Origin of the sequence: Streptomyces europaeiscabiei (genome assembly GCF_001550375.1) — a bacterium.
Taxonomy (GTDB): domain Bacteria; phylum Actinomycetota; class Actinomycetes; order Streptomycetales; family Streptomycetaceae; genus Streptomyces; species Streptomyces europaeiscabiei.
Window position 1 is genome coordinate 13376 of sequence record NZ_LRTR01000787.1, and the last position, 22038, is coordinate 35413.

Genomic DNA, 22038 nt, shown 5'->3' on the forward strand with positions numbered 1-22038 from the left:
TCCACCGCATGTGTTGTCGACGCGCGGCCGACATCCTAGAGGGTCAGTCCCGCGGGATTCTGCCGGCGAGAACGAGTTCGTCCAAGATCGTTACGTGACGGACAATCTGGTCACCCTCGCGGCAGTACTCTTTGCGCCGTCCGGCGATCCAGTGAAGAAGCAGCCGGACTTGGCGCTGCGGCGGGCGACCGTGCGGAACGCGATCGGCGCGCCAGATGTGTTCGGGGCGACGCGTTGTTCCGGGCCGCTGAACCGTAACGCAGTTGGCCAATTCCGCCGGCCGATCCCGGTCGGCCTGCGCCGTCGGCCGCGCGGGCGCCGGCGCCCGCTGTCCCACCAAGGCGCCCGAGGAACCCCGAGGAGCCCTTCAGCTGCACTTCCACCCCATACGCTCAGCGGAACCGGCTCGCGGGATCAGAGGCCGCGTGGCGTACGCGGTTGGGCTGGCTGGTGCCTCGTCCCATCCGTTGACGGGTGACCTCACCCTCGCCCTGCACGGCTCGGCCGTGGACGACGAACCCGGAATCCCCCTGCTCACCTACACCGCCGAACCCAGCCCACCCGCCGCAAAAGCCCTGCTCCTCCCCGCCTCCCGGACCGCCACCGCACAGCCTCACCCCGCCTACCGAGGCGAAAGGGGCACTCTCTCAGCGACGGCGCCGCACCGTTTGCGCTGGATGCGGAGCCCTACGCCGCCGAGTTGGGCGGAATCGCCGGCATTCGCCTCGCGCCACACTGGAGACGGGCGAGGGCGGGTTCTCCTGCACCGCGTCGATTCCGGGACCGGTTGGCACCGAGGCGGACTTCGCCGTCCTGGAAAGCTGGCTGAGCGACTCGACCGCCGCACAGGAGCGCCAGGCATCGATGACAAGCCCGGAGAGTCCGAGCACGGTGTGAGGCCCCGCCCCTCTGGTGTGCCGCGCCCCGTGGCGGTGGCGCGGCCGGGTGAGGTGCGTGTTGACTCTCCCTCCGTGGGAGACCCCAGGGTGGAGCGTATGCACGTCGGTGACAACATGTTCTGGAGCATCGGGGAGGTCGCCCGGAAGACCGGACTGTCGGTGAAGCTGATCCGCCACTGGTCCGACGTCGGGATCGTCCACCCGGCGCACCGCACCCCGGCCGGCTACCGGCTGTACGGCCCCGAAGCCCTTTCCCGCCTGCAGTTGGCACAGACACTGCGCGGGCTGGGACTGGGACTGGCCACGATCCGAGCCGTACTGGAGCGCGAGGACACCCTGTCGCAGGTGGCCGCGACCCACATCGACGCGCTGGAGACGCAGATCCGCGCACTGCGAACGCAGCAGGCCGTGCTGCGCTCCGTCATCCGCCGCGACACCACTGCCGAGGGGCTCACCACCATGACCGAGCTGGCGCACATGTCGGCCGCCGAACGCCGGGCCGTCATCCAGGACTTCGTCACCGAAACGCTGGGAGAACTGAACGTACCCACCTACCGGCGCGGCCTGCTCGCGGCCACCCCGGACCTGCCCGCCCAAGCCACCGACGAACAGGTGGACGCCTGGCTCGAACTGGGCGCACTCGTCACGACCCCAGCCCTGCGTGCCGGCTTGCGACGCATGGCCCACTACGCAGCCGAGCACCACCCGGGCGAGCACGACGACAACGCGCTGCGGCAGGCGGAACGCGTCACGGACGACTGGCTGCGGCGAGTGGACACCGCGAGGGACCAGGGCATCGCCCCCGACTCACCGGCGGCCGACCCCGTCGTCACCGCCGTCATGGGGACGTGGATCCCCACACAGACCGCCTCCGACGGAACCACACCGGTCGACGGTGCCGAGGCCAGGTCCCTGCTTCTGCGCCAGCTCGAGGTCGCCTCCGACCCGCACATGGAGCGGTACTGGCAACTGCTGTGCGTCATCAACGGACATCCCGTGCGACCCAGCATGGCGGCAGCCGGCCAGTGGCTCACCACGGCACTGCGGGCGCACCCCGAACCCGGTGCACGGGCCGCGCAACTCGACGTGCTGTACGACGCCGGGGAGGACACGTGGGAACCGGCCGGCGTGCTCCACGCCTGCGACGAGGTCCTGGATGCGGTCGGCCTGCTCGTCTCCGCGGTGGAACCGGAGCAGTTCGACCGACGGACGCCCTGTGCCGACTGGGATGTACGCACTCTCCTCAACCATCTGATCTGGGAAAACCTGTTGTGGGCCTCGTTGGCCGACGGCGCCCCTCGCTCCGACTTCACCGCCGACCACATCGGGGCCGACCACATCGCGGCATTCCGTTCCGCGTCTCGGGCCGCGCGGTCGGCCTTCGCCCGCCCAGGCATGCTCGTCCAGCGCTACGGCCCCGCACCCGGGCGACGACTCGTCGAACAGCTGGTCATCGAGATGCTCGTCCACGGATGGGACCTGGCCCAGGCCGTCGGACACCCCTACGACACCGTCCAGCACCTCGCCGAGACAGCCCTCCCCGTCGTACGGGAGATCTACGGCCCCCTGCCCCGGACCGCGGCCGGCTCCTTCGCCGCGCCACAGCCGACGCCCGCGAACGCCACCCCGCTCGACCACCTGGCCGCCTACCTGGGCCGCACCGTCACCTGACCACTGCTCACCCCGCGGTCCGCGGGGTGAGGTCCCGGGCCGATGCGTCGAGGACTCTCAGAGGGCGCCACCGCTGATCATCACGTGCTGCCACCGAATCAAGGCTGTGACCAGTGAGGATTCCGGTTTCCAGGTGGGAGTCGGTTGGACGTCGCGGAGAAAGGTCGCACTGCGGGCACCTGGACTACCGCGGGCACATTGCGAATTGGGGGCACCGTGCCCCCGGGCACGACCCCAGGCGGTCTGTTGATCCAGCCACTCAGTCCAGTGCGGCCACCGGGGCCTCCGCGTGCCGAAATCCCGGCAGGATCAGACACAGCACGGCCGCGATGGCGGTCGACGCGGCGAAGGCGCCTACGGCCCAGGCGCCGGACACGTGCTGGATGATCAGGCCGGCGATCAGTGGTGCCAGTGTCGCCAGCGCGGTGGCCGCCATGATCACGGTGCTGATGACCCGGCCGCGCATGTCCTCCGGCGTACTGCGAAGCACCACGGCGACCAGCGCGCCGTTCGCGGACGGCGCGAGCAGCAGCGCCAGGGCGACCGGCGCCGCCACCAGCGGTGACGGGATGAGCAGGGCGGCGGCGCCGAACAGCAGGGCTCCGGCCAGGGTGATGGTGGTGGTCAGGGTCGCCAGGTGCATGCGCCCTTGCAGCCGGGGTGCGACCACGGCACCGAGCAGCCCGCCTGCCGCGATGGCTGCCTGCACCAGGCCGATCACCACGGTGGAAGTGCCGTCCCGTTGCATCGCGAGGGTGATGCTGAAGATCACGCCGGTGAAGGAGAAGTTCACCAGGGGCGTCTGGATCACCGCCGCCCGCAGGACTGGCACCTGCCAGACGAGTTGCAGGCCGTCGGTCACCTCACGCCACAATCGCTTGCGCCCGTCCGCGTTCTCCGGGCGGAACCGCCCGCGGATCCGGCTCACCATGCAGGACGAGACGGCGAAGGAGACGGCGTCGGCCAGGAAGGGGACGGCCCGGCCCACCCCGAAGAGCAGCCCCCCGAGCGCCGGGCCTGCCAGGCCGGCACCGTACGTCCGGCCTTCGGTGGCAGCCCATGCCTGTTCGAGTTGCTCGTCCGGCACGATTCCCGGAAGAGCGGCGGCGGCGGACGGGGCGAAGATGACGCCGACGGCCCCCTCGATCAGGCTCACGGCCAGGACCATTTGCCAGGTCGCGAGATCCAGCACGATCAGGATGCCGAGCAGAGCCAGCAGGACGGTGCGCGTGATGTCGCAGATGATCATCGTCAGCCGCCGGTCGAACCGGTCCGACAGCGCCCCGGCGGGCAGTTGCAGGGACAGCATGGTGATCGCCCGCAGCGTACCCACCACCCCGGCGAGCACTACCGAGTGGGTCAGGACCAGGATGAGCAGCGGGTAGGCGATTCCGCTGATCTGCGTGCCGGTATCGGACAGCAGCTGGCCGATCCACAGCATCCGGAAGCCCTTGTTGCGCCGCAGCGGAACCTGCCGCGGCCCATCAGTTGCTCTCTCGATTCCGCCGGCGTCGCTCACCCCTCGACACGATAGGCGCCGAGATCGTGACCGAGGAGGCGAAGAACTGACCACAGCCTCCCTCCCGCCGCAGCCTCCCTCCCGCCGGCGGCTGCCGACCGCCGGAGACAACAGTGATCGACATCGGCGGAGCAGGCCACAACCTCACAGGCGGAGCAAGACAGTGCACGCCTGCTCCACTCCCCTACGCCTTGCGTTGTGGTAGCCAGACCGCGGGACCGATGGGTCGTCGTCACCCGCGCCCTCCGTCAGATCCACGCCCAAGCCGACGCAGCCGGTGACAGCGGCCGCCCCATCCGGACTGGCTCCGCCGCCTGTGCGCTCCCCCGTGCCCACGACCTCGCCGCTTCCGGCCCAGTGAGCGGAAATTGCGCAGTGAGCACTCGGCCGGTCGCACGCTCTCGTCCTGCATCCCGACCAACCCTGACGATCACTCGGCGGCCCACGTCAAGGGCTCCGCCAGGTCAACGGCCGCACAAGCGCCTCAGGTTGGGTCCACATCAGCGTGGAAGAGATGGTGATCCGAAGACTCGGAGGGCCGCACCCGGTGCCCGAGCGGGGCGACGCCCCTGAGGAAGATGTAGTCGAACTTGCTTTGCCAGTCGGTGGTCAGACCGCAGGCGCCGGCGGACGGGGGGCGACATCCGGGGTCCGCGTCCGCGGCCAGTGTCCACATTCGGGCGAGTTCGGGGGCGTCCGGCACAGCGTTGAAGTCACCGAGAACTATCGCGCGGTCGTACCGGGCGACTTCCCCGGCGAGCACATCGATCTGGTCCGCCCGGAACGCCTCCTGACGCCGCTGGGCGAGGTGCGTGTTGAGGACCCGCATCGGCCGACCTCCCACTTCGGTGGTGACCGCCATGTACCCACGGTCCTCCGACCCACCCTCCGGGTACTGCACGCTGACGCGGTCCGTCAACGGCGCCGCCGAGAGAATGGCCTGCCCGAAGCCTCCCGGACTCCACGGCACTCCCCCGCACCGGCCCCAACTCCGAAGAACCGACCCGTACTCGACGTGATAGACCAGCCCGTGAAAACTCTTCAGATACTCCCGGATCCTCTCCACGTCACGCACGCAAGCCTCCTGCAGGCCGATGACCTGGGGCGCGACCGCGGCGATCTCCGCAGCCCGGTCAACGTTGCTCTCGTCGCAAGGGTTGCAGATGTTCCATGTCATCACCCGGTTCGGAACGACATCCTTGACGGCGTCGACGGGCGAGGACCTACCGAAGAGGGCATCGCCCGGCGCACTGGGGCCGACGAGGACCATGCAGGCCACGACCACGGCACCCACGAGCAACCGCGTGTCCCTTCCGAACACCGCTGCCTCCTCAACGTAGATCCACATGGCATCCGATGCCTCCGACTCCACGCACGAGGCGATGAGACGGGGTAGTCAGCAAACCATGCTTTTGGGCCTCCACCAGGCTCGCCGTCGAGGCTTGCCCCCACCACCACTGCGTCAGGAACCGAGGCCGTCGAACTCGAGGCACGCGTCCCGCCCAGCGGAGAGCCGACCGTGGTCGCCGGAGTCCGGAAGATCTCTCGCAGCAGCGTCGCGGGCGAGGGGAAACCGAAGGTGCCGCGCAGACGGTCCACGAGGGCGGCCGGGCAGCCGCCGAAGTAGCCGCCGGGCGCCGGCGAGCCAGCGCTCCCAGTCGGGCCAGGCATGTCCCGGTACGGGTGTGCCGAGTTCTCCGTCGAGTTCCGGATCGATCAGATCCGTCCCACGGGAGGACGGGTCCCACCTGCGGACCTTGGGCCGCAGCAGAAGGTCGGTGAGCGGCAGCCTTGCGCCACACCCCGTACACACGAAAACGAACAAATGTCCTCCGCCTTGGGAAACAGCGGAACAGTCGCAGCACAGCGGCGGCCGGCCAACACGTTTTCGTCCGCCGCGAGCCAGGGCGCCAACTGCGGTGCAGACAGAGCATCATTCGACGCGTCGGACGGCTGAGCTGAAGGTGGCGTGCGCAAGGCAAGCATGCCTACCCGCGCTTGGTGGGGGCGAACTTGCGCATCGGTCGTCCAGCCGCGGAAGAGGTGAACTCCACCAGATCATCGGCTTCCCCGCGAAACCCGACGGTGGCGGTGCCACCCGGCCCGTGGCCTGCCAGCCGCTGGAGTACATGCGCACCGCCTCCCCCGTGCCGGCCGCCCACCACTTCCTCGGGCTGCTCGCCCACGCGGACTCCGGCCCGTCCACCGACTGTGCAGACCGGCCGATCAGGAGGGGCAGAGGCTGCAGCCGGCCCACGCGGTCCGGTCACGACATCCGCTGGGCTGGACGACCGCCGGCAGGTGCGGAATCAGGTGGTGGGGCGGGAGTGCACGCTGACGGCGTAACCGCAGCCTTGGTAGTAGGGGTCGCCGCTCCAGGTGGCGTAGCGCTGCCGCAGGGTCAGTCCGGCCTGGGTGCACCAGTGGTCGAACTCCATGAGGGTCACCGGCGGTTCGGGCAGCGGCAGGTGCGCCGCGTCCAGTCCCATGCCCGTGACCAGCAGTCCGCCGGGGCGCAATGCGGCGGCCAGCTGCCGCACGACGGCTGATTCGGTGCCGGGGGCAAGCAGGGGGATGACGTTTCCCGCGGCGAGTGCCAGGTCGAAGCCCGGTTTCAGGCCGAGGGTGTCCAGGCGGGCCAGGTCACCGAGGAGCCACTCCTGTGTGGGGGCTTCGCGGCGGGCGACGGCGAGCATCGAGGGGTCGACGTCCACGCCGGTGCACAGGTGGCCCAGGTCGGCGAGTCGGATCGCGATCCGACCGGTGCCGCATCCGGCGTCGAGTACCCGGGAGGCGGGCCCCAGCAGCGCGGCGCAGAAGGCCGCCTCGCCGTGGATGTCCTGGCCCGATTCGGCCAGTCGCGCGAAACGCCGGGAGTACGCCTCCCCGGCTTGTCCGCCGGTCAGTTCCGCCCAACGGTCGCGTTCCCCGGTCATCTGCGACGTGCCTTCCGGTCAGCCTCGCCCAGCAGAGGAGAGGACGGTCCATCGCACTTTACGCTCCTTCGAACGGGCCCGCGCCCCTCGGCATCGACCACCTCGTCCTCCCCTTCGAGTACCGGCACTCCGCCACCGCCCTTGGACGCCCCCGAACGCCGGGCCTGCGCCGATGACCGCGGCGTGCCTCGCGCCGACGGAGGGTAGGCATCGGAGCGTCGGGCCGTGACACGGCCCGCTCTGCCTCCGTAGGGCCCTGGTCCTGGGTCGGAGGTCGGTGGGCAAGGAGCGCGTGGCACCGCAGGATTGGCGATGTGACAGCTCGTGGCTTCGATGTGGACACCTTCCTGCAGCAGCCGCTCACCGCTCGTATCGCCACCAATGGGCCCACAGCGCGCCACGTCTGGTTCCTGTGGGAGGACGGCGCCTTCTGGGTACTGACGGGCCCGTGGGCCCGTTTGTTCGGCCGGGTGAAAAACGACCCGAACGTCGCCCTCGTGGTCGACGAATGCGATCTCGTGACGAGGCGCGTGCAACAGGTGATCGCCCGGGGCAGGCTGAGCTCGTGCCGTTCGACGTGCTGAGGAGCCGACGTAAGCTGACCCGCTATCTGGGAGCGGACGAGGCTCTGTGGGATGCGCGGTTCGTGGGCTATCCGCACGACGACCCGGGCGAACGAGGCACGAGATGGCTGCGTTTGACGCCTGCCTCGCTCACGGTCCACGACCTCAGTTACTCCGTCGCCCCATCCCGGGACTGAGGCGAAAGTGAGGCAAAGGAAAGGGATCCGGCGGCGGTGTTCTCGGCGATGCCGGCCTGGTTGGTGGAGCGGGGGACGCCGGGGACGGCCAGCTCGCGAAGTCCGCGATACGGGGTCGCGTGCCGGACGGCAACGGCAGCTCGGCCGACCGTCAACCTCACGGACGCGGTACACCCCGTCAGAGGTGGCGACACACGGCGGGCGAGTCTGGCGTGACCGACGTCGTTTCGAAGGGCGAGTCCCTCCCCGGTCGGGACGCCTGTTCCGACCGGGGAGATGAGCACCAATAGGTGCCTCCGGGACGGTCGCCCAGCACAGGCCGGTGCCCGATTGGGACCCCGGGCGGGACCCCGGGTGATGTCCGTCGGGCCACGGCGAGGATACTGGTACACGCACGTGTGCCCCTGCTCTCTGATGGACTCATGCCGACTTCCCCCACCGCCCGTCCCACCACTCCTCCCACGGTGTGGCCGGCTCGCGGCCGCCACGTCGGACCCGACGCGGAAGACGTACTCCGTCGCACCCTGCGCCAGCTCAAGGACAGCCAGGTCATCGACGACTTCCTGGAGGTTCCCGACGCCGTGGGCGACTCGCCGGAGCCGGTCTTCGAGGCCCGTTGGCGGGTTCCCCACGAGGTGACCGTACGCGCCCGGCTGAGCCTCGCGCCCGACCTGGGCGGCGGGCGCGAGTGGACCCTGCTCGCGGAGGCGGAACAGCCGTGGGACCCGGCATGGCCGTCCCCTGTCACCCGGTTCTGGCCGGAGTACGGCGACTGGGACCACGACGCCGCCACAGGCGTGTCGCTGAGCAGGATCAACACCCTGCCTGAGGACGACAAGGACGTAAGGCGCCTGCTCAGAGACTCCGGGCACGGCGGATGGTGTGTCCACGTCGTCGTCCACGAGGCGATGACCACGGACGAGCGCGGCCGGCTACCCGTGGCGCGATGGCTGCCGCCGAGCCTGCGTCACCGCGTCGTGGAACACCGGGCCGCACCGCACCAGTTGCGGGTCGTGAACTGGGCGGTGCGGGAGTTCGACGCGGAGGTGCCTCGCGGCGGTGCGGTGGTGCTGCCCGGCGCCCCCGCGCCGTCCGCCTACGACGCCCAGGACTTCACCGTACGAACAGTCTTCCTGGACGGTTCGGAGCCGACCGACCTCGTCGCGGCGGTGACGCGGTTCGCCGCCCTGGCGCAGCCGCTGCCGGACGGTGCCGACGAAGCCCTCACCGCGCTGCGCAAGGACTGGCATCTCCTCACGCTCGAAGAGGAACTCGCCCGGGAACGGCAGCGGGTGGCCGAGTACGCCGAGGCGCTGAAGGCCATGACGGAGTCCCGGGACCTGTACCGGGAGGCGACCGAGCGCGCCCACGAGGCGCTAGCCGCCTACCGCGAGGCCGCCGAGGCCGCTCCCGCCGCCCAGCAGCCGTCCGGGACGCCGACGGCATCCGCGTTCCAGCAGCTGACACGCACACTGGACCGCCTCAAGGACAGTGCAAAGACACTGCGCCCCGCCGCCAAGGCCCAGGACGAGAAGAACACCGACAACCAGCCGACCGGTTCCGAGCACTGACCTGTCGGGCTCGGGCTGCGAGACAGCGGGCCCGGCCGGAGCAACGGCTGGAACTCGTCTGCACGTACACGCGCTCGATGACCGCGTCCTGACGTGCGGTGAACCGGCGGAGTCGATCGAACCGGCGAAGTCGATCCGGACGGACTGAAGGTCGCATGTCCGGATCGACCAGGCGGAGGGCTCGCGAGGTCAGCGCCTCGGTGAGCGGGAAGGCCTCGGCGAGCGGGACGGCGTCGGCGAGCGAGTTGGCTGCGGTGAGCCGCGCCGGTGTGCGGTCACGTATCGACTCCGCAGGGCCCTTCGTCGGACCTCAGACCGAGGGTGCCTGCCAGGCGCCGAGCACGGCCTCCAACTGCCCCAGCGGATTCTCGCCCACGAAGCGCAGGACGACCGTGTCCGCCCCGGCCGCCGCGAGTTCGCGGATGGCGGCGGCGGCCCGGGGGGCATCGCCGGAGACGGTGAAGACCTCCTCCTGAGGGCGGCCCAGCCAGGCGCCGTGGCCCTCGGTATGGGGGTGGAGGGTGCGGGCCACCTCGTCGGGATCGTCGCCGACGCACGCGAAGGCGAAGGCGGTCAGGGTGTGGTCGCCGGTGGCGCCCTTGGCGGTCAGCTCGCGGATGTGTTCCAGATCGCGCGGACCGTGACCCTCGGCGATCAGTGTGCCGTCGGCGACCCGGCCGGACAGTTCGAGGGAGCGGGGCCGCACCACGCCCGCGACGACCGGCGGGACCTCGGTCGGGGGATGCACCAGCTTGACTCCGTCCAGCCGAACCTCGCGCCCCGCCAGTTCGACTCGCTCACCGTGCAGCAGCGCGCGCACGGAGGTGATCGTCTCCTCCAGCAGGGCCAGCGGGGAGCGCGACGCGACGCCGACCTGGGCCATCCACTCCCGCACGCCGTGCCCGATGCCTGCCACCAGGCGGCCGGGGAACACCCGGGCCAGCGTGGCCAGTTCCATCGCCAGCAGCGCCGGGCTGCGCAGCGGGGCCGGGGCGATGCCGATGCCCACCCGCAGGCGCTGTGTCGCACCCAGGGCCACGGCTGCCGCCGTCACGCCGCCGTTCCAGCCGAGGTCCTCCACCACCCACAGGTCGTCCACACCGAGCGACTCGGCCCGCCGCGCGAACTCGGGCAGCCCCTCCGGGGCCCAGTCGCGGTCGTGCATCACACCGATCCGTACGTTTGTCATGCGGGGGAACCTACGCGGCGGACGAGGAGCGGATCAACGACGTTTCCCGCCTGGCGTACATCGGCCGGTCTCCGGCGCGGCTTCGGACCTCGGCCGTCGGCGGTGTCCTGAGGGCATGATTTCTACGCCATCCGCAACCCGGGCAAGCTCGTCGCGGTGGCGGTTCCACGCCGGATCAGCCGGTGAAGGGACCAGAGAGTCCGACTCCGGTCATGACCGAAGTGGCAGAGTCCTATGGCGACGGGGTCAGGCGGTCGAGGCGGTCGCGGTGGGCCGGGGTCAGACGGAGGCGTTCCGCGGCGAGGTTCTCCTCCAGGTGGTCGACCCGCGCGGTGCCCGGGATGGGGAGGATGACCGGTGAGTGGCCGAGGAGCCAGGCGAGCGCCACCTGCGTGGGGGTGGCGTCGGCCTCGGCCGCCACGGCGGCGACCTCGGCCCGCGCCCCCGAGTCCCCCCAGGCCACGGGACGCCACGGCAGGAACGCGATCCCTGCCGCTTCGCACGCCACGAGGACGGGCTCGTGCTCGCGGTCGAGCAGGTTGTAGCGGTTCTGCACACTCGCGACGTCGACGACCTCCCGTGCCTCCGCGATCTCTTCGACGGTGACCTCGGACAGCCCGATCCGGCCGATCTTGCCCTCGGTCCGCAGGTCCCGCAGCGTGCCGAGCTGGTCGGCGAGCGGCGTCTGCGGATCGATTCGGTGCAGCTGAAGCAGTTCGATCCGCTCGACCCGCAGTCGGCGCAGAGCCTGCTCGACCTGCTCCCGCAGAACAGCCGGCCTCCCGTCGAGCTTCCACTCCCCCGACGGGCCCGATCGGGCGACGCCGACCTTGGTGGTGATCAACAGCCCATCCGGGTAAGGGTGCAGGGCCTCGGCCAGCAGCTCCTCGTTGGCTCCCCCGCCATACAGGTGCGCGGTGTCGATCAGAGTGACGCCCAGCTCGACGGCCCGTCGGGCGACCGCCAGAGAGGCCTCACGGGCCGGGCCCGGCTCCGTCGGCAAGTGCATGCCCCCGAACCCGAGACGCCGTACCTTCAGATCCCCGCCGATACGAAACGCAGTCGATGTCACGTGCTGCCTTCTCCCCCTCGCTCAAGGGGCAACGCCAACAGCCCAGTTGGCCACGATATCGGCCCCCCGGCCCAGATCGGCCGACCTGCCCGGACAAGCAGACAAGCGGACAGGCCCTCTGGATACGCGTACCGGGCCGGCATGGCGACCCTCATCCAGGCTTCACTACGCCCGGCCACGCCCCCCGACCGTCGCCGCAGAAGCGGTCACGGCCCTCCGCACCGACGCCCTCAGCATCCATTCGGTGCATCGACGGCGTCTCAGCCACCGGCCACGTAGACCTTTCGCAGGGCTGAGCGGACCTCCCACTCGGTCCGCTCACCTGCGTGCAGGCGGACGACGGCGCCGGGGGTCAGCTCGATGCTCTCGCCGCTCTCGAAGCGCAGGGTCGCGTCTCCCTCGACCACCACGAAGACCTCGTCGGCCTCGACGTCGCGGACCGTGCCGACCGTCAACGTCCACAGTCCGAATTCCGTGCCCCCGAGCTGGCCGAGAGTCTTCGCGGCTGCCACCGGGCTTCCGGCGAGGACGTCGTGCTCGTCCAGCGGCAGCGGGGCGAGTTCGACCTCGTGTGCGTTGACGCAACGGTCCATCACGACTCCGTCCCTCGGGATCCAAGATCTGTCAGCCACATTCGATCACGAGGTATACGGTGCGGACGTGCACGTGCCGTACGGGCGCGCGGCCCTGCGCATCGAGGAAATGGGCGCGGAGCCCGTCGCCACCTACGCCGGATGGCTGCAGCTCGTCCGGGACGGCGTACGAACTGCCGTGGACGCGGGCTTGATCCGCGAGCCGGACGACATCGACGGAGAACGCGTCGGCGCCACCACGCCGGACCTGGCCGACTGCCTCTCTCGATTGCCCGGAGATCGCCCACTGGCCACCGCCACCGGATGACCCACCACCGCGTCACCGGCGCCGGACAGGACATGAGCCGAAGACGACTTCCGATCGATCACGTCGCGAAATCACTTCACGGTGACTAGGCGAGGCGAGTCCTCGCGGCGCACATAGGCTCAGGGCGCGCGGTTGACCGGAGACGCGTCGGGCCTGTGCCCGAGCAATTCGACGAAGGGAACGTCCCGTTGTGACGGATTCTCACGAAGCGGAAGTCCTGGCCCGGATCACCAAGGGTCTCGTCTACACCGAGTCGGAAGCTGCCTTTCAGGCCCCTCGGCGCCGCACGGAGCAGATCTTCGAGTACAACCACACACCACCGGGCGAAACGGAGAAGCGTCGCTCGCTGCTCGTCGCGATCCTCGGCTCGGTCGGTGAACGCACGGTACTGCTGCCGCCGTTCCACGCCGGGTTCGGCAGCAACGTCCATATCGGCGACGACTTCTTCGGGAACGTGAACCTGACGTTCGTCGACGACGTGGACATCCGCATAGGCAACGATGTCATGATCGCTCCCAGCGTGACACTGAGCACGACGGGACACCCGGTGCATCCCTCGCGGCGTGCTGACTTCGGACGGTTCTCCGAACCGATCGTGATCGAGGACAAGGTGTGGATCGGCAGCAACGCGGTGGTCCTGCCCGGCGTCCGTATCGGATACGGGTCGGTCATCGGCGCAGGCAGCGTCGTCAGCCGCAGCATTCCCCCGATGACCGTCGCGATCGGAACACCCTGCCGGGTGGTCCGCGATATCACGGACGAGGACCTCACCACCCGTACGGCCGGCAGTTGATGCACTGCTCGACGGTAGTGCGCTGCCTGTAGGGGTCGGGGTTCCGATCTTCGTTCGCATGGGCCCGGTCGATCCCGCGCAGCCGGTACGGAGTGCCGCTCTCTCCGGACGTGCGCCCCCCGGCGGCGCGGGTGTCCGCAGCCGGCCGGCTGGTTGAAGGGTTCAGTCGGTGATGACCAGCAGGTCCTTCTCTTCGGTCTGCCAGCGGACGCCGATGGCCCCGTCGGCGACGTGGAGGTCGAGGACGGTGCTGGAGTCGACCTTCTTGGGGGTGGTCAGGGCCGGCAGCCGCAGGGTGTGGAGCAGGCGTCCGGTGTGTGCGTCGAGGACGAGGAGGTCGGCGTCGGTCAGGGTGTCGGCGTCCACATATGCGAAGTCCGTCTGGCGCACGACGTACAAGCGGCCGTCGGCGATCACGGGAACGCCGTACGCCTGGCGGGACGGAGCGCGCAGCTTCCAGAGCAGGTGTCCGTCCTGCGTGTCGTAGCCGCTCAGGAGAGTGTTCGCGTCGAAAGCGTAGAACTCGGGGTCGATGGGCGACACCACGACGCCATCGCCGGCGGCGCTCAGCCAGTTCTCCTTCACGGAGAGTTCGGCGCGTCGAGATGCGCCCGAACGGTTCACGTCGAGCAGGTCGATGCGCTGCGTGGGCTGGTACGGGTCAAGGGCCACCAGTGTGTTCTCGTCGCCCTTGAGGAGGTCGTCCGCGCTGGAGCGTTGCTGCCAGAGGGCGTCGCCGCTGCGGTTGTCGATGCCGAGCAGAATGCCGAAGCTTTTGTCGACGTCGACCTCGATCTCCGGCGAGAAATCGTCTGGATCGATGCGCTGCTTCTTGGTGGTCAGCGTGTCGCAGCTCACCAGAACGGCGCTCAGGCGATCCGGAAACTCATACACCGCCTTGACGGGCGTCTCGTCGCACGACCCGCCCGAAAGGTGCGGCCGAACCGTCCACAGGGTCCGGCCATCGCGCTCGGCGAAGGCGCGTACCCCGCCCGGCACTTCGGTGACGACCTGACCGCCGACGACCTGCCCGAGCCTGGTCCGATCACTCACGGCACCCGGTATCCGCGTGTGCCACAGTGGCTTGCCCGTCCGAAGGTCCACGGCGGTGATTCCCCCGTCGGAGAACCAGACAACCACGGTGCGTTCCGACGCCTTGAACCACGTGTCCCAAATGTCCTTGCTCCGGCGCTCGTAACGCCAGTACTGCTTGCCGGTCCGCAGGTTCACCGCCCGCACACCGGTGTCCGTCGACCGTATGCCCAGTCCATGCACCATGGCCTCGTTGGTCGTCGTAGGACGGGTGACATGGTCGGGCGCGGTCGGCGCCCGCGTTCCGAACGCGACGGGAAGCGCGCCCTGCGCGCCGGTCACCAGGTCGCGCTTCGCGTTCGACGGCTCGGATGCCTCCGATGGACTTGAGGACTCCGACTGCGCATACCATCGCGCCAATGGAACGAGCAGCATGATCGCCGCGCTGACGGCCATCAGGGTGAGGCCTGCCAACCTCCGCCACTCCGTGCGATCCATCCGCCCAGCCAGTCCCGCACGAATCATCGCAGCCCCCCGACGGCAACCGCCCTGATCACCACGACCCGACGGATGAAGAATCCTCTCCCCTGTGCGGCCCGACAGGCAAGTAAGCCGCCGGTTATTACATGAAGGACGCGGTCGCCGTCGAGTGGACGTCGTAGGTCAGGTGCGTCGCGGTCGATGTCGAGGTCACACTCCGCTGTACCAGCGTGCGCGGCGCTCCCCCGGTGAACAGTGGTGTGCCGGCGCCCAGCACGGCGGGGGCAAGGTGCAGCGTCAGCACGTCGACCAGGCCGGCGTCGAGCGCCGAGCCGATCGTGGCGCCGCCGCCCATGAGGACCACGTCGAGGTCCGTGCCGCTCTCCGACGACGCCGCTTCGGCGCGCTCACGCGCGGCGGTGACGGCGTCGGACAGCCCCGTGGTGACGAACGTCCAGTCGAGGCCGGTGAGCCGCACCGACTCCGGTGGTGATCTCGTCACGACGACGAACGCGGGTTTGCCTACCTCGCCGGCGCCGTAGCCGGTCGTGTCGTCCCAGCCGTTCGGCCCGTCGACCACGTCGAAGAGCCGACGGCCGAGGACGACGGCGCCCGAGCGGGCGGTCGCCTCGCGCAGGACCCGGCGGTCGTCGGGGTCGTCGGAGAACGCCCAGGTGTGCAGGGCCTCGCCGCCGGTGCCCAGACCGTTGTCCGGTCCTGGGTCGGGTCCGGTGACGAAGCCGTCGAGGGAGACCGAGATGTCAGCGATGATGCGAGTCATACCAGGGCAGACCGGATCGGCCGCCCGAACTCATCGGTCACGCATGAAGCGCGTGGCGGAGTTCGGTCGGCACCGGCTGTGCCGTGCGCGAGGTTCACCGGCGAGCGGAGCGGCGTGGCGGTGCCGTCGTCCTGCCACAGCAGTCGATCCGCCGCAGCAGTCGATCTGCGCGTGCGGCCTCGGCGACCGCGTTGTCGGTGGCTCCTCGTAGGGTGACCGCAAGATCCCTTCGTCCGTCGGAGAACCCGTGACCGCATCGGCTCGTCTCGTCGCCACGCTCGCCGCCCCGCTTGCCTCCGGCGACACCGATGCTCCGTATGTGGAGCACTGGCCGGGGAAGCGGCTGCTGGTACAGCGCGGCGACACCGAGCTGGTGGTGCGGGACCTGGATCAGCCGGCCACCGAGTCGGGAGAGGCCGTGCAGGTCCACTTCCCGGCGCCCTGGCCACGCCGGTTCGGTGGGTGCGCGGTGGCGCCGACGCTGGATCTGGTGGTCTTCACCGGGGTGCACACACTGCGGGCGATGGACCGGACCGGAGCGGTTCGGTGGGAGATTCGGCACCGCTGCTGGGCCGACATGGGCCGCGAGCCGCACGGGACGCACGGGACGGGGACGCACGAGTCGTACGACGAGTACGCGGACAGCAGGGACCATCGCCATGCGAGCAGTGGATCGGCTGGGTTCTCGGCGGACGGAACCTTGGTCTGGGCCCATGTCCGCGGGCCTCTGACCGAGGAACACCCGGAACGGGGAGCGGCCGATCCCTGGGCGGAGGAATGGCTGGTCATCGACGCTGCGCAGGGGCGAGTGCTCGCACGGGCCGATGCGCGGGCAACCGCTGCCGGGTCGGTACACGTACCGCACCCGGATCCGAGCCAGATGGGCCTGTCCATCGGGGAAGGCCAGGACGGCGCACCGCTGCGGTGGGGACGCTGGGACGGCCGGACGTTCTCCGTCTCGTACTTCGGGGACGAGGACAGGATTCTCATGGCGGTGAGCCCGTCCGGAGACCGTCTCCTGACGGTGTCCCACGATCAGGACATCCTCGCCGTGCACCGTGTCGCCGACGGTTCCGTGGAAGCCGAGCTGAGCGTCGACGTCGTTCCGGGGCACCCCGAGGCGGACGCGAACGACGACGAGGTCGAGGCCTTCTGGGACTACGAGGGAGGCTTCATCGACGAGAGCATCGGCATCACCGGCACGGTCGAAAGCGACGAGGAGAGCGGGGAGGGCCGGCACTGGCTCGTCGACCTGCCCCGGATACGGCTAACGGACCAGGTCGCGTACCCCTACCCGGTCTCCGGTCTGCCAAGGGCACTTGGCAACGGCACTTGGTACACCGTCTCCAAGACCGACAACACCCTGCGCGTATGGCGCCTGCAGTGAGCCGGAGACCGCAGGCAGCCGAGGATTCGTCGAGCGCGACCCGCTTCCCGAGGGGGCAAGAGCCGGTCGGCCCGCCGCCGCCACAGCCGGACGAGCCCAGGACGTCACCGGTCGACGCGCAGGACGAGCAGAGACACGCAGAGCCCGCAGACCGAACAGAGCCGAGCACTCGTTCGCGAGCCGGGCGAATGCGTGCACTCCCCCGCTCCCCCGTGCGACCGCTGCCCACCTGCTACCCGCGCTCCTCGTAGCGCTGCCACTCACGTCCGCCGTCGCGTGAGGTCCACAGCCCTTCGCCGTTCACCAGGTCGTACGTCGCCGTCGTCGCGTCCGCGATGCCGTAGAGCGTCGCGCCGTCGACGGTGAGCGACGTGAATGTCACCGGTGTCTTCAGTTCGTGGAAGGCGCTGTTGGTGCGGTCGGCGGCGAGCCAGTAGCGGCCGCCCTCCTCGCCGACGAGCAGCCGCCCGTCCGCAAGCACCTCCAGGACCAGCGACTCCTGGCCACGATCCAGGTCCTTCCAGGGAATGCCGCCGGCGAGAACCGTCTGCCAGCGCTCGCCGCCGTCCGAAGTCACCAACAGGCCGCGCACACCCTCGTCCAAGGCGAGGGCCAGCGCCGCGGTGCCACCCCGCGCGGCGATGCTGTCCCCCGCGTAGGGCTGCGGGACGGCCTTGGAGCCCAGGGTGCGACCGTCGCGCTGCCACACGACCCGGTGGGGGTCGTCGGTCAGGGACTGCCCCAGGCTCCAGATCGTGCCCTGTTCGTCGACGGCGAAGCTGATGGCGTCGTCCGGCACTTCGGCCGGGTGCGCCGCGGTGCGCGTGGCGGGGCGGTAGATGAGGGTCGGCTCCAGTTCGGCGAGCAGGATGTCGCCGGGGCGGGAACGCAACGGGGTCTCGGTGACGACGACCCGGTGCCGCTTGCCGCGTACATCCAGGGCGTACGCACCCTCGTTCCCGTCGCCCGGCGGTACCCGCACGTAGCCCCCGTGCACCCCCTTGAACGCGGTCCGCACCGCCTCCGCGTCCGTGTGTTCCGCGTGCTCGGCGACGGTACGGCCCTCGGGGTCGACGATGCGCCAGGCAGCGGCGGCCGGCCCCTCGTCGTCCTCGACGTTGCCGGCGTCGAACGTCAGCAGCAGCGAGCCGTCACCCGCGCGGGTGACGCCGCTCGGTGCGCCGGCCGCCTCGATGACGTCACCGGGGCGCGGATGGGGGTCCTCGATGACCCGCTTGTACTTCGCCTCCCGGCCGCCGGTGCCCCCCTCGGCGGAGCCACCTTCGCCCAAGGCGCCGGGGCCACAGGCGCTCAGCGCCACCGCCGCACCCACCGCGGCCACCAACTCGACCGCCCGCCACCTGCGTTCCGTCAGCCACCCCATGGCCGCATCCTCCCATGAGGCGGCAGGCGCCCGGGCAGGAGCAGGCGCCTCTGCCACGGCTACCGACGGAGCGCACGGGAGAAGGGGACACGACCCGGCCGACCGAACAGGCAGGGCGTCCGACCTGGACGGCAGGGCCGAGGAGTCCGGTACGGCAGTGGAACGATGAAGTTCTCGATCTTGGGCACACGGTGAAAGTGATCTTCCCATCGGTCCCATGAGGGGGCATGCCGTGACCACACCCGTGCGTCGTACACCGCCTGCGAACCGCCCGCGAGGGTTCGACCTTCGCTCGACCGCCGTGTTCTTCGTCCTTCTCGCCCTGGCCGTGAGCATGCTGGGCTTCGCGGCCCACACCGTGGCCGGCGCTGTCGAGCGGCGTCCCGCCTGGGTGTTGGTCCTGTTCGTGGTGGGTGTCGCGGGCTTCATGGGCCTGCGGCGCCGGCTGCACGTGGCGAGAGCGGCCCGCCGGGCCGCGACCGCGCTCGACGAGGCGGCGAAGGAAGCCGCCGACTGTCTGGGGGATCCGTCGATTCCCCGTCCGCGTCCGGCCGCTGAGGTCACCGTCGATTACGACGCCCTGACGCCCGAGGGGTTCGAGGAGGCGATCGCCGCCCTCTGCGAACGCGACGGTTGCTTCGCCGTCGACGTCGTGGGAGGGGCCGGGGACCTGGGCGCCGATGTCGTGGCCGTGACCCCCGAGGGGAGCCGTGTCGTGATCCAGTGCAAGTACTACGGCGACTCCCACCGGGTCGGCTCCCAGGACCTGCAGCGCTTCGGCGGTACGTGCTTCACCGTCCATGAGGCCGACGTCGCCGTGCTGGTCACCACCGGCGACTTCACCGCGCCGGCACTGGAGTACGCCGAGCAGCACGGAATCGTATGCGTGGACCGGGAAGCCCTCCAGGCGTGGACGGACGGCACCGGTCCCCAGCCCTGGGAGATCCCTGTCGGAGACCGGGCAGCGAGGTAGACGAAGGACGGGCGCCGAGCCGAGTGGATCCACGCCGGACCGGCCGGCGCCTCTTCACCCTTCAGCGCAACGCACAACCGGGCGTTTGGCCGCCTGCCGGGCCACGCCCGGCGAGTCCGCCGTTGATCCGCTCCTGAGTCGGCTGCTGATCCCGAAGCCATGCCGTCTGCCCGACCGCCGCGAGCAGCGGCAGCCCGTCGGCGCGGGCAGGCCCGTCAGCGGTTCAGGTAGAAGCGGATGGTGGTGCTGTCCTGCGCGGTGTGGAGGCGTACGAGGTCGGCGATGTAGTGGACGAGCATCAGACCGCGCCCGCCCAACTGGTCGCGAGCCGGTGGCCGGCGACCCGCCAGCGGATCGGTCATCCGGCCGCGGTCGTGGACCTCGCAGACGATCTGCTCGCTCTCGGCCCAGATCCGCAGCGTCCCCGATCCACCGCCGTGCACGACGCTGTTGGTGGTCAGCTCCGCCACCGCCAGCGTCAGATCCTGCAGCCGGTCCTCGGCGAGGCCCAGCTGCTTGGCTTCCCCGACCGCGAATGTGCGGGCCTGCGGGAGTGCTTCCGCGTCGAACGACAGGGACGCGGCTCCGGGCGGGTACGTGAGCGGCTGGTTGTAGTGAGCGACGACCCGCTCGGGGTCGTAGGCGTCGCTGTTCAGTTCGACGCCGGTGTCGATGACGACGGGATGGGTGGCGCGGGCGTCGGCGAGCACCTCCGGTTCCAGGCCCTCCGCGTCGTACGGGCACAGGATCGTCACCTCGCGGCCCTGGAAGGCCGCGTTGATGAGAGCCTCGTGCTGGACGCACGCCGGGTACTCCACGGCCGAGCGACCGGCCCAGATCGGTTCGCCGATGATCCTCACCCGGTCTGCGGGGTGGGCGTCGGCGAAGGCACGCAGGACGCCGGGGATGATCCGTCCCGGGTTGCGGCCCGCCCGGGTCATGTCGAGGAACGTGACCTCAGCGGCGCTCGCTCCCAACTCGGCCTTGATCAGCTCCAGGTTGGGGCCGGGAACGGCGACCGCGACGGCCTCCCCGGCGGCCAGACCTTCCACGAGGAAGGGCACCGTGCCCGCGGTGTACTGCTCCTTGCCCCGGTAGAACAACGCGGGGTGCACAAAGGGTCCGCTGCTGGTGGCCGTACTCATCGTCCTGCCACCTCGATCGTAGTAAGGCCGGGCCAGAACATGTGCAGAATGCGCTCCAGCTCCGGCGGCGGACGGTCCACGACGATGCGGCCGGTACCCAGTTGCTGCGCGGTGACCGCCAGCGCCGCCGTGCCGCCCACATCGATGGACATCAGGTCTGCCAGTTCCACGAAGGAGACATCCGTGTGGACGCTCGCCAGATCCTCCAGTCCCTGTTCCCAGAATGAACGGGTGATCACATTGATCTCTCCAGCAGCACGAATACCGGGGCGACCGGACAACGAGCGAATCTCCAGCAGAGCGTCGTCACGCGACGGCTCCGGAACCGTCCTGTCCACGCCGTGGGAGACGTCCACGTTCTCTCCCCTGCTTCAGGTGCCGCTGCACGGCGCTTCCCCGTCTCTCCGTTCACCGCGCCTGCGCAACGACGGCTACGGACACCTCATCGTATAACCCTCCGGTGCGCGGAGTGACCGTGTGCCTGCTCGTCCATGAGGATGCCGCTGCTCGACGGGCACGGCGGTGAGCGAGCGGAACCGATCGAGAACATGTACGCATGGCTGCGGGCAAACGGGGTAGGCGCCTGGCCGTCGGACCGCGCCGCGGGCACAGGCCGGCCGACCGGCGAGGGAGGAAAGCAAGGATGACAGCGACAACGAGTCTGCGGACGAGCGTCGATCACACCACCGCTCAACTACCGGAAGTCACTGATCCGCTGAAGGTGGCACCGAAGGACGCGCGGTCGCTGTCGAAGCTGTTCTTCGAACAGCTGGCCGTTCTGGAAGAGGGCACGCGCGAGTACCAGTACGCGCGCAACACACTGATCGAGATGAACATCTCCCTCGTCCGCTATGCGGCCGGCCGGTTCCGCAGCCGGGGCGCGGACGAGATGGAGGACATCGTTCAGGTCGGCATGATCGGACTGATCAAGGCGATCGACCGGTTCGAACTCTCGCGCGAGGTGGAATTCACCACCTTCGCCGTCCCCTACATCGTCGGCGAGATCAGGCGGTTCTTCCGGGACACCTCGTGGGCGGTGCACGTTCCCCGGCGCCTGAAGGAGGCCCGCGTCGAACTGGCCCGTGCCACCGACGAACTCAGCAGTCGTCTCGGCCGCACACCGACGGTCAAGGAACTGGCCGAACTGATGAACCTCTCGCAGGAGGAGGTCATCGAAGCGCGCCTGGCCGCCAACGGCTACAACTCCTCCTCTCTCGACGCCGCCATCAACGGTGACGAGACCGGGGAGGCGGCGCTCGCGGACTTCATCGGCGCCGAGGACGCCGGCATGGAGCTGGTCGAGGACTTCCACGCCCTGGCCCCGCTCCTCGCCGAACTGGACGAACGCGACCGGCGGATCATTCACATGCGGTTCGTCGAGGAACTCACCCAGATCCAGATCGCCGAACACCTCGGCTGCTCCCAGATGCACGTCTCCCGCCTGCTCTCTCGGACCCTGACCCGCCTGCGCCGGGGCATGCTCACCACGCACTGAACGAAGCGTCAGCGGGCAGTTCCTGCGTACGGCCACGGCTGTACGCAGGAA

Annotated in this window: 18 protein-coding genes and 1 pseudogene; 8 read left to right on the forward strand and 11 right to left on the reverse strand. The window is 69.9% G+C overall.

Features of this window, described 5'->3' with window-relative positions; genetic code table 11:
• Nucleotides 1–995 precede the first annotated feature (995 nt).
• Entirely contained in the window at nucleotides 996–2570 is a 1575-nt protein-coding gene (locus tag AWZ10_RS38585) for a TIGR03086 family metal-binding protein (protein ID WP_046703499.1), read from the forward strand.
• A gap of 259 nt (nucleotides 2571–2829) precedes the next feature.
• On the opposite strand, the gene AWZ10_RS38590 is transcribed toward AWZ10_RS38585, so the two are convergent.
• From AWZ10_RS38590 to AWZ10_RS38600, 3 genes are all read right to left on the reverse strand, one after another.
• Nucleotides 2830–4089 carry an MFS transporter gene (locus AWZ10_RS38590; protein WP_046703500.1) on the reverse strand — a complete coding sequence of 420 codons (1260 nt, stop codon included), beginning with the start codon at nucleotides 4087–4089 and terminating at the stop codon, nucleotides 2830–2832.
• A gap of 484 nt (nucleotides 4090–4573) precedes the next feature.
• Complete coding sequence (locus AWZ10_RS38595) at nucleotides 4574–5437, reverse strand: endonuclease/exonuclease/phosphatase family protein (RefSeq protein ID WP_060893357.1); 864 nt, start codon at nucleotides 5435–5437, stop codon at nucleotides 4574–4576.
• A gap of 961 nt (nucleotides 5438–6398) precedes the next feature.
• Nucleotides 6399–7025, reverse strand: a complete 627-nt coding sequence (locus AWZ10_RS38600; protein ID WP_046703502.1) for a class I SAM-dependent methyltransferase — start codon at nucleotides 7023–7025, stop codon at nucleotides 6399–6401.
• Between the two features lie 335 nt (nucleotides 7026–7360).
• Here AWZ10_RS38600 and AWZ10_RS38605 point away from each other — a divergent pair.
• Together AWZ10_RS38605 and AWZ10_RS38610 are read left to right on the forward strand one after the other, a co-directional pair.
• Nucleotides 7361–7785: pseudogene (locus AWZ10_RS38605) on the forward strand (pyridoxamine 5'-phosphate oxidase family protein).
• 422 nt (nucleotides 7786–8207) lie between these two features.
• Nucleotides 8208–9356, forward strand: coding sequence for a hypothetical protein (locus AWZ10_RS38610; protein ID WP_208618628.1), 1149 nt, complete (start codon nucleotides 8208–8210; stop codon nucleotides 9354–9356).
• 310 nt (nucleotides 9357–9666) lie between these two features.
• Here the strand turns inward: AWZ10_RS38610 and AWZ10_RS38615 are convergent, their stop codons facing one another.
• The 3 genes from AWZ10_RS38615 to AWZ10_RS38625 all read right to left on the reverse strand — a co-directional run bounded on the left by AWZ10_RS38615 (nucleotide 9667) and on the right by AWZ10_RS38625 (nucleotide 12210).
• Nucleotides 9667–10545, reverse strand: coding sequence for an LLM class flavin-dependent oxidoreductase (locus AWZ10_RS38615; RefSeq protein WP_060893358.1), 879 nt, complete (start codon nucleotides 10543–10545; stop codon nucleotides 9667–9669).
• Nucleotides 10546–10777: 232 nt separating this feature from the next.
• The gene (locus AWZ10_RS38620; RefSeq protein WP_046703504.1) at nucleotides 10778–11617 is read right to left on the reverse strand and encodes an aldo/keto reductase; all 840 of its coding nucleotides are present in this window, start codon (nucleotides 11615–11617) and stop codon (nucleotides 10778–10780) included.
• A gap of 260 nt (nucleotides 11618–11877) precedes the next feature.
• Nucleotides 11878–12210 (reverse strand): cupin domain-containing protein, encoded by a 333-nt coding sequence (locus AWZ10_RS38625; RefSeq protein ID WP_060893359.1) that lies wholly within the window; start codon nucleotides 12208–12210, stop codon nucleotides 11878–11880.
• A gap of 67 nt (nucleotides 12211–12277) precedes the next feature.
• On the opposite strand from AWZ10_RS38625, the gene AWZ10_RS38630 reads away from it, so the two are divergent.
• Nucleotides 12278–12517, forward strand: a complete 240-nt coding sequence (locus AWZ10_RS38630) for a hypothetical protein (RefSeq protein WP_060893360.1) — start codon at nucleotides 12278–12280, stop codon at nucleotides 12515–12517.
• Between the two features lie 190 nt (nucleotides 12518–12707).
• Nucleotides 12708–13310 carry a sugar O-acetyltransferase gene (locus AWZ10_RS38635; protein WP_046703507.1) on the forward strand — a complete coding sequence of 201 codons (603 nt, stop codon included), beginning with the start codon at nucleotides 12708–12710 and terminating at the stop codon, nucleotides 13308–13310.
• Between the two features lie 162 nt (nucleotides 13311–13472).
• Here the strand turns inward: AWZ10_RS38635 and AWZ10_RS38640 are convergent, their stop codons facing one another.
• Together AWZ10_RS38640 and AWZ10_RS38645 are read right to left on the reverse strand one after the other, a co-directional pair.
• Nucleotides 13473–14816 (reverse strand): outer membrane protein assembly factor BamB family protein, encoded by a 1344-nt coding sequence (locus tag AWZ10_RS38640; protein WP_060893361.1) that lies wholly within the window; start codon nucleotides 14814–14816, stop codon nucleotides 13473–13475.
• A gap of 148 nt (nucleotides 14817–14964) precedes the next feature.
• Nucleotides 14965–15603, reverse strand: a complete 639-nt coding sequence (locus AWZ10_RS38645; protein ID WP_046703509.1) for a dihydrofolate reductase family protein — start codon at nucleotides 15601–15603, stop codon at nucleotides 14965–14967.
• 247 nt (nucleotides 15604–15850) lie between these two features.
• Between AWZ10_RS38645 and AWZ10_RS38650 the strand changes: the two genes are divergently transcribed.
• Entirely contained in the window at nucleotides 15851–16990 is a 1140-nt protein-coding gene (locus tag AWZ10_RS38650) for a hypothetical protein (protein WP_060893362.1), read from the forward strand.
• A gap of 232 nt (nucleotides 16991–17222) precedes the next feature.
• Here the strand turns inward: AWZ10_RS38650 and AWZ10_RS38655 are convergent, their stop codons facing one another.
• Nucleotides 17223–18374 carry a hypothetical protein gene (locus AWZ10_RS38655; RefSeq protein WP_060893363.1) on the reverse strand — a complete coding sequence of 384 codons (1152 nt, stop codon included), beginning with the start codon at nucleotides 18372–18374 and terminating at the stop codon, nucleotides 17223–17225.
• 232 nt (nucleotides 18375–18606) lie between these two features.
• Between AWZ10_RS38655 and AWZ10_RS38660 the strand changes: the two genes are divergently transcribed.
• On the forward strand, nucleotides 18607–19347 hold the full coding sequence (locus AWZ10_RS38660; RefSeq protein ID WP_244172696.1) for a restriction endonuclease: 741 nt from the start codon (nucleotides 18607–18609) through the stop codon (nucleotides 19345–19347).
• 215 nt (nucleotides 19348–19562) lie between these two features.
• Here AWZ10_RS38660 and AWZ10_RS38665 read toward each other — a convergent pair whose 3' ends face one another.
• Both AWZ10_RS38665 and AWZ10_RS38670 read right to left on the reverse strand, forming a co-directional pair.
• Nucleotides 19563–20492, reverse strand: a complete 930-nt coding sequence (locus AWZ10_RS38665; protein ID WP_046703513.1) for a sensor histidine kinase — start codon at nucleotides 20490–20492, stop codon at nucleotides 19563–19565.
• Nucleotides 20489–20848: a hypothetical protein gene (locus tag AWZ10_RS38670; RefSeq protein ID WP_234360937.1), complete on the reverse strand. Its 360-nt coding sequence runs from the start codon at nucleotides 20846–20848 to the stop codon at nucleotides 20489–20491. The genes AWZ10_RS38665 and AWZ10_RS38670 overlap by 4 nt, the downstream gene beginning before the upstream one ends.
• Nucleotides 20849–21135: 287 nt before the next feature.
• Between AWZ10_RS38670 and AWZ10_RS38675 the strand changes: the two genes are divergently transcribed.
• On the forward strand, nucleotides 21136–21987 hold the full coding sequence (locus AWZ10_RS38675; RefSeq protein ID WP_046703514.1) for an RNA polymerase sigma factor SigF: 852 nt from the start codon (nucleotides 21136–21138) through the stop codon (nucleotides 21985–21987).
• Nucleotides 21988–22038 lie beyond the last annotated feature (51 nt).

Coding starts and splice junctions, on each gene's coding strand:
- AWZ10_RS38665 (WP_046703513.1), bottom strand. CDS start 20,492: ATGAGTACGGCCACCAGCAGCGGACCCTTTGTGCACCCCGCGTTGTTC.
- AWZ10_RS38595 (WP_060893357.1), bottom strand. CDS start 5,437: ATGTGGATCTACGTTGAGGAGGCAGCGGTGTTCGGAAGGGACACGCGG.
- AWZ10_RS38645 (WP_046703509.1), bottom strand. CDS start 15,603: ATGACTCGCATCATCGCTGACATCTCGGTCTCCCTCGACGGCTTCGTC.
- AWZ10_RS38625 (WP_060893359.1), bottom strand. CDS start 12,210: ATGGACCGTTGCGTCAACGCACACGAGGTCGAACTCGCCCCGCTGCCG.
- AWZ10_RS38585 (WP_046703499.1), top strand. CDS start 996: ATGCACGTCGGTGACAACATGTTCTGGAGCATCGGGGAGGTCGCCCGG.
- AWZ10_RS38615 (WP_060893358.1), bottom strand. CDS start 10,545: ATGACAAACGTACGGATCGGTGTGATGCACGACCGCGACTGGGCCCCG.
- AWZ10_RS38675 (WP_046703514.1), top strand. CDS start 21,136: ATGACAGCGACAACGAGTCTGCGGACGAGCGTCGATCACACCACCGCT.
- AWZ10_RS38610 (WP_208618628.1), top strand. CDS start 8,208: ATGCCGACTTCCCCCACCGCCCGTCCCACCACTCCTCCCACGGTGTGG.
- AWZ10_RS38600 (WP_046703502.1), bottom strand. CDS start 7,025: ATGACCGGGGAACGCGACCGTTGGGCGGAACTGACCGGCGGACAAGCC.
- AWZ10_RS38655 (WP_060893363.1), bottom strand. CDS start 18,374: ATGGGGTGGCTGACGGAACGCAGGTGGCGGGCGGTCGAGTTGGTGGCC.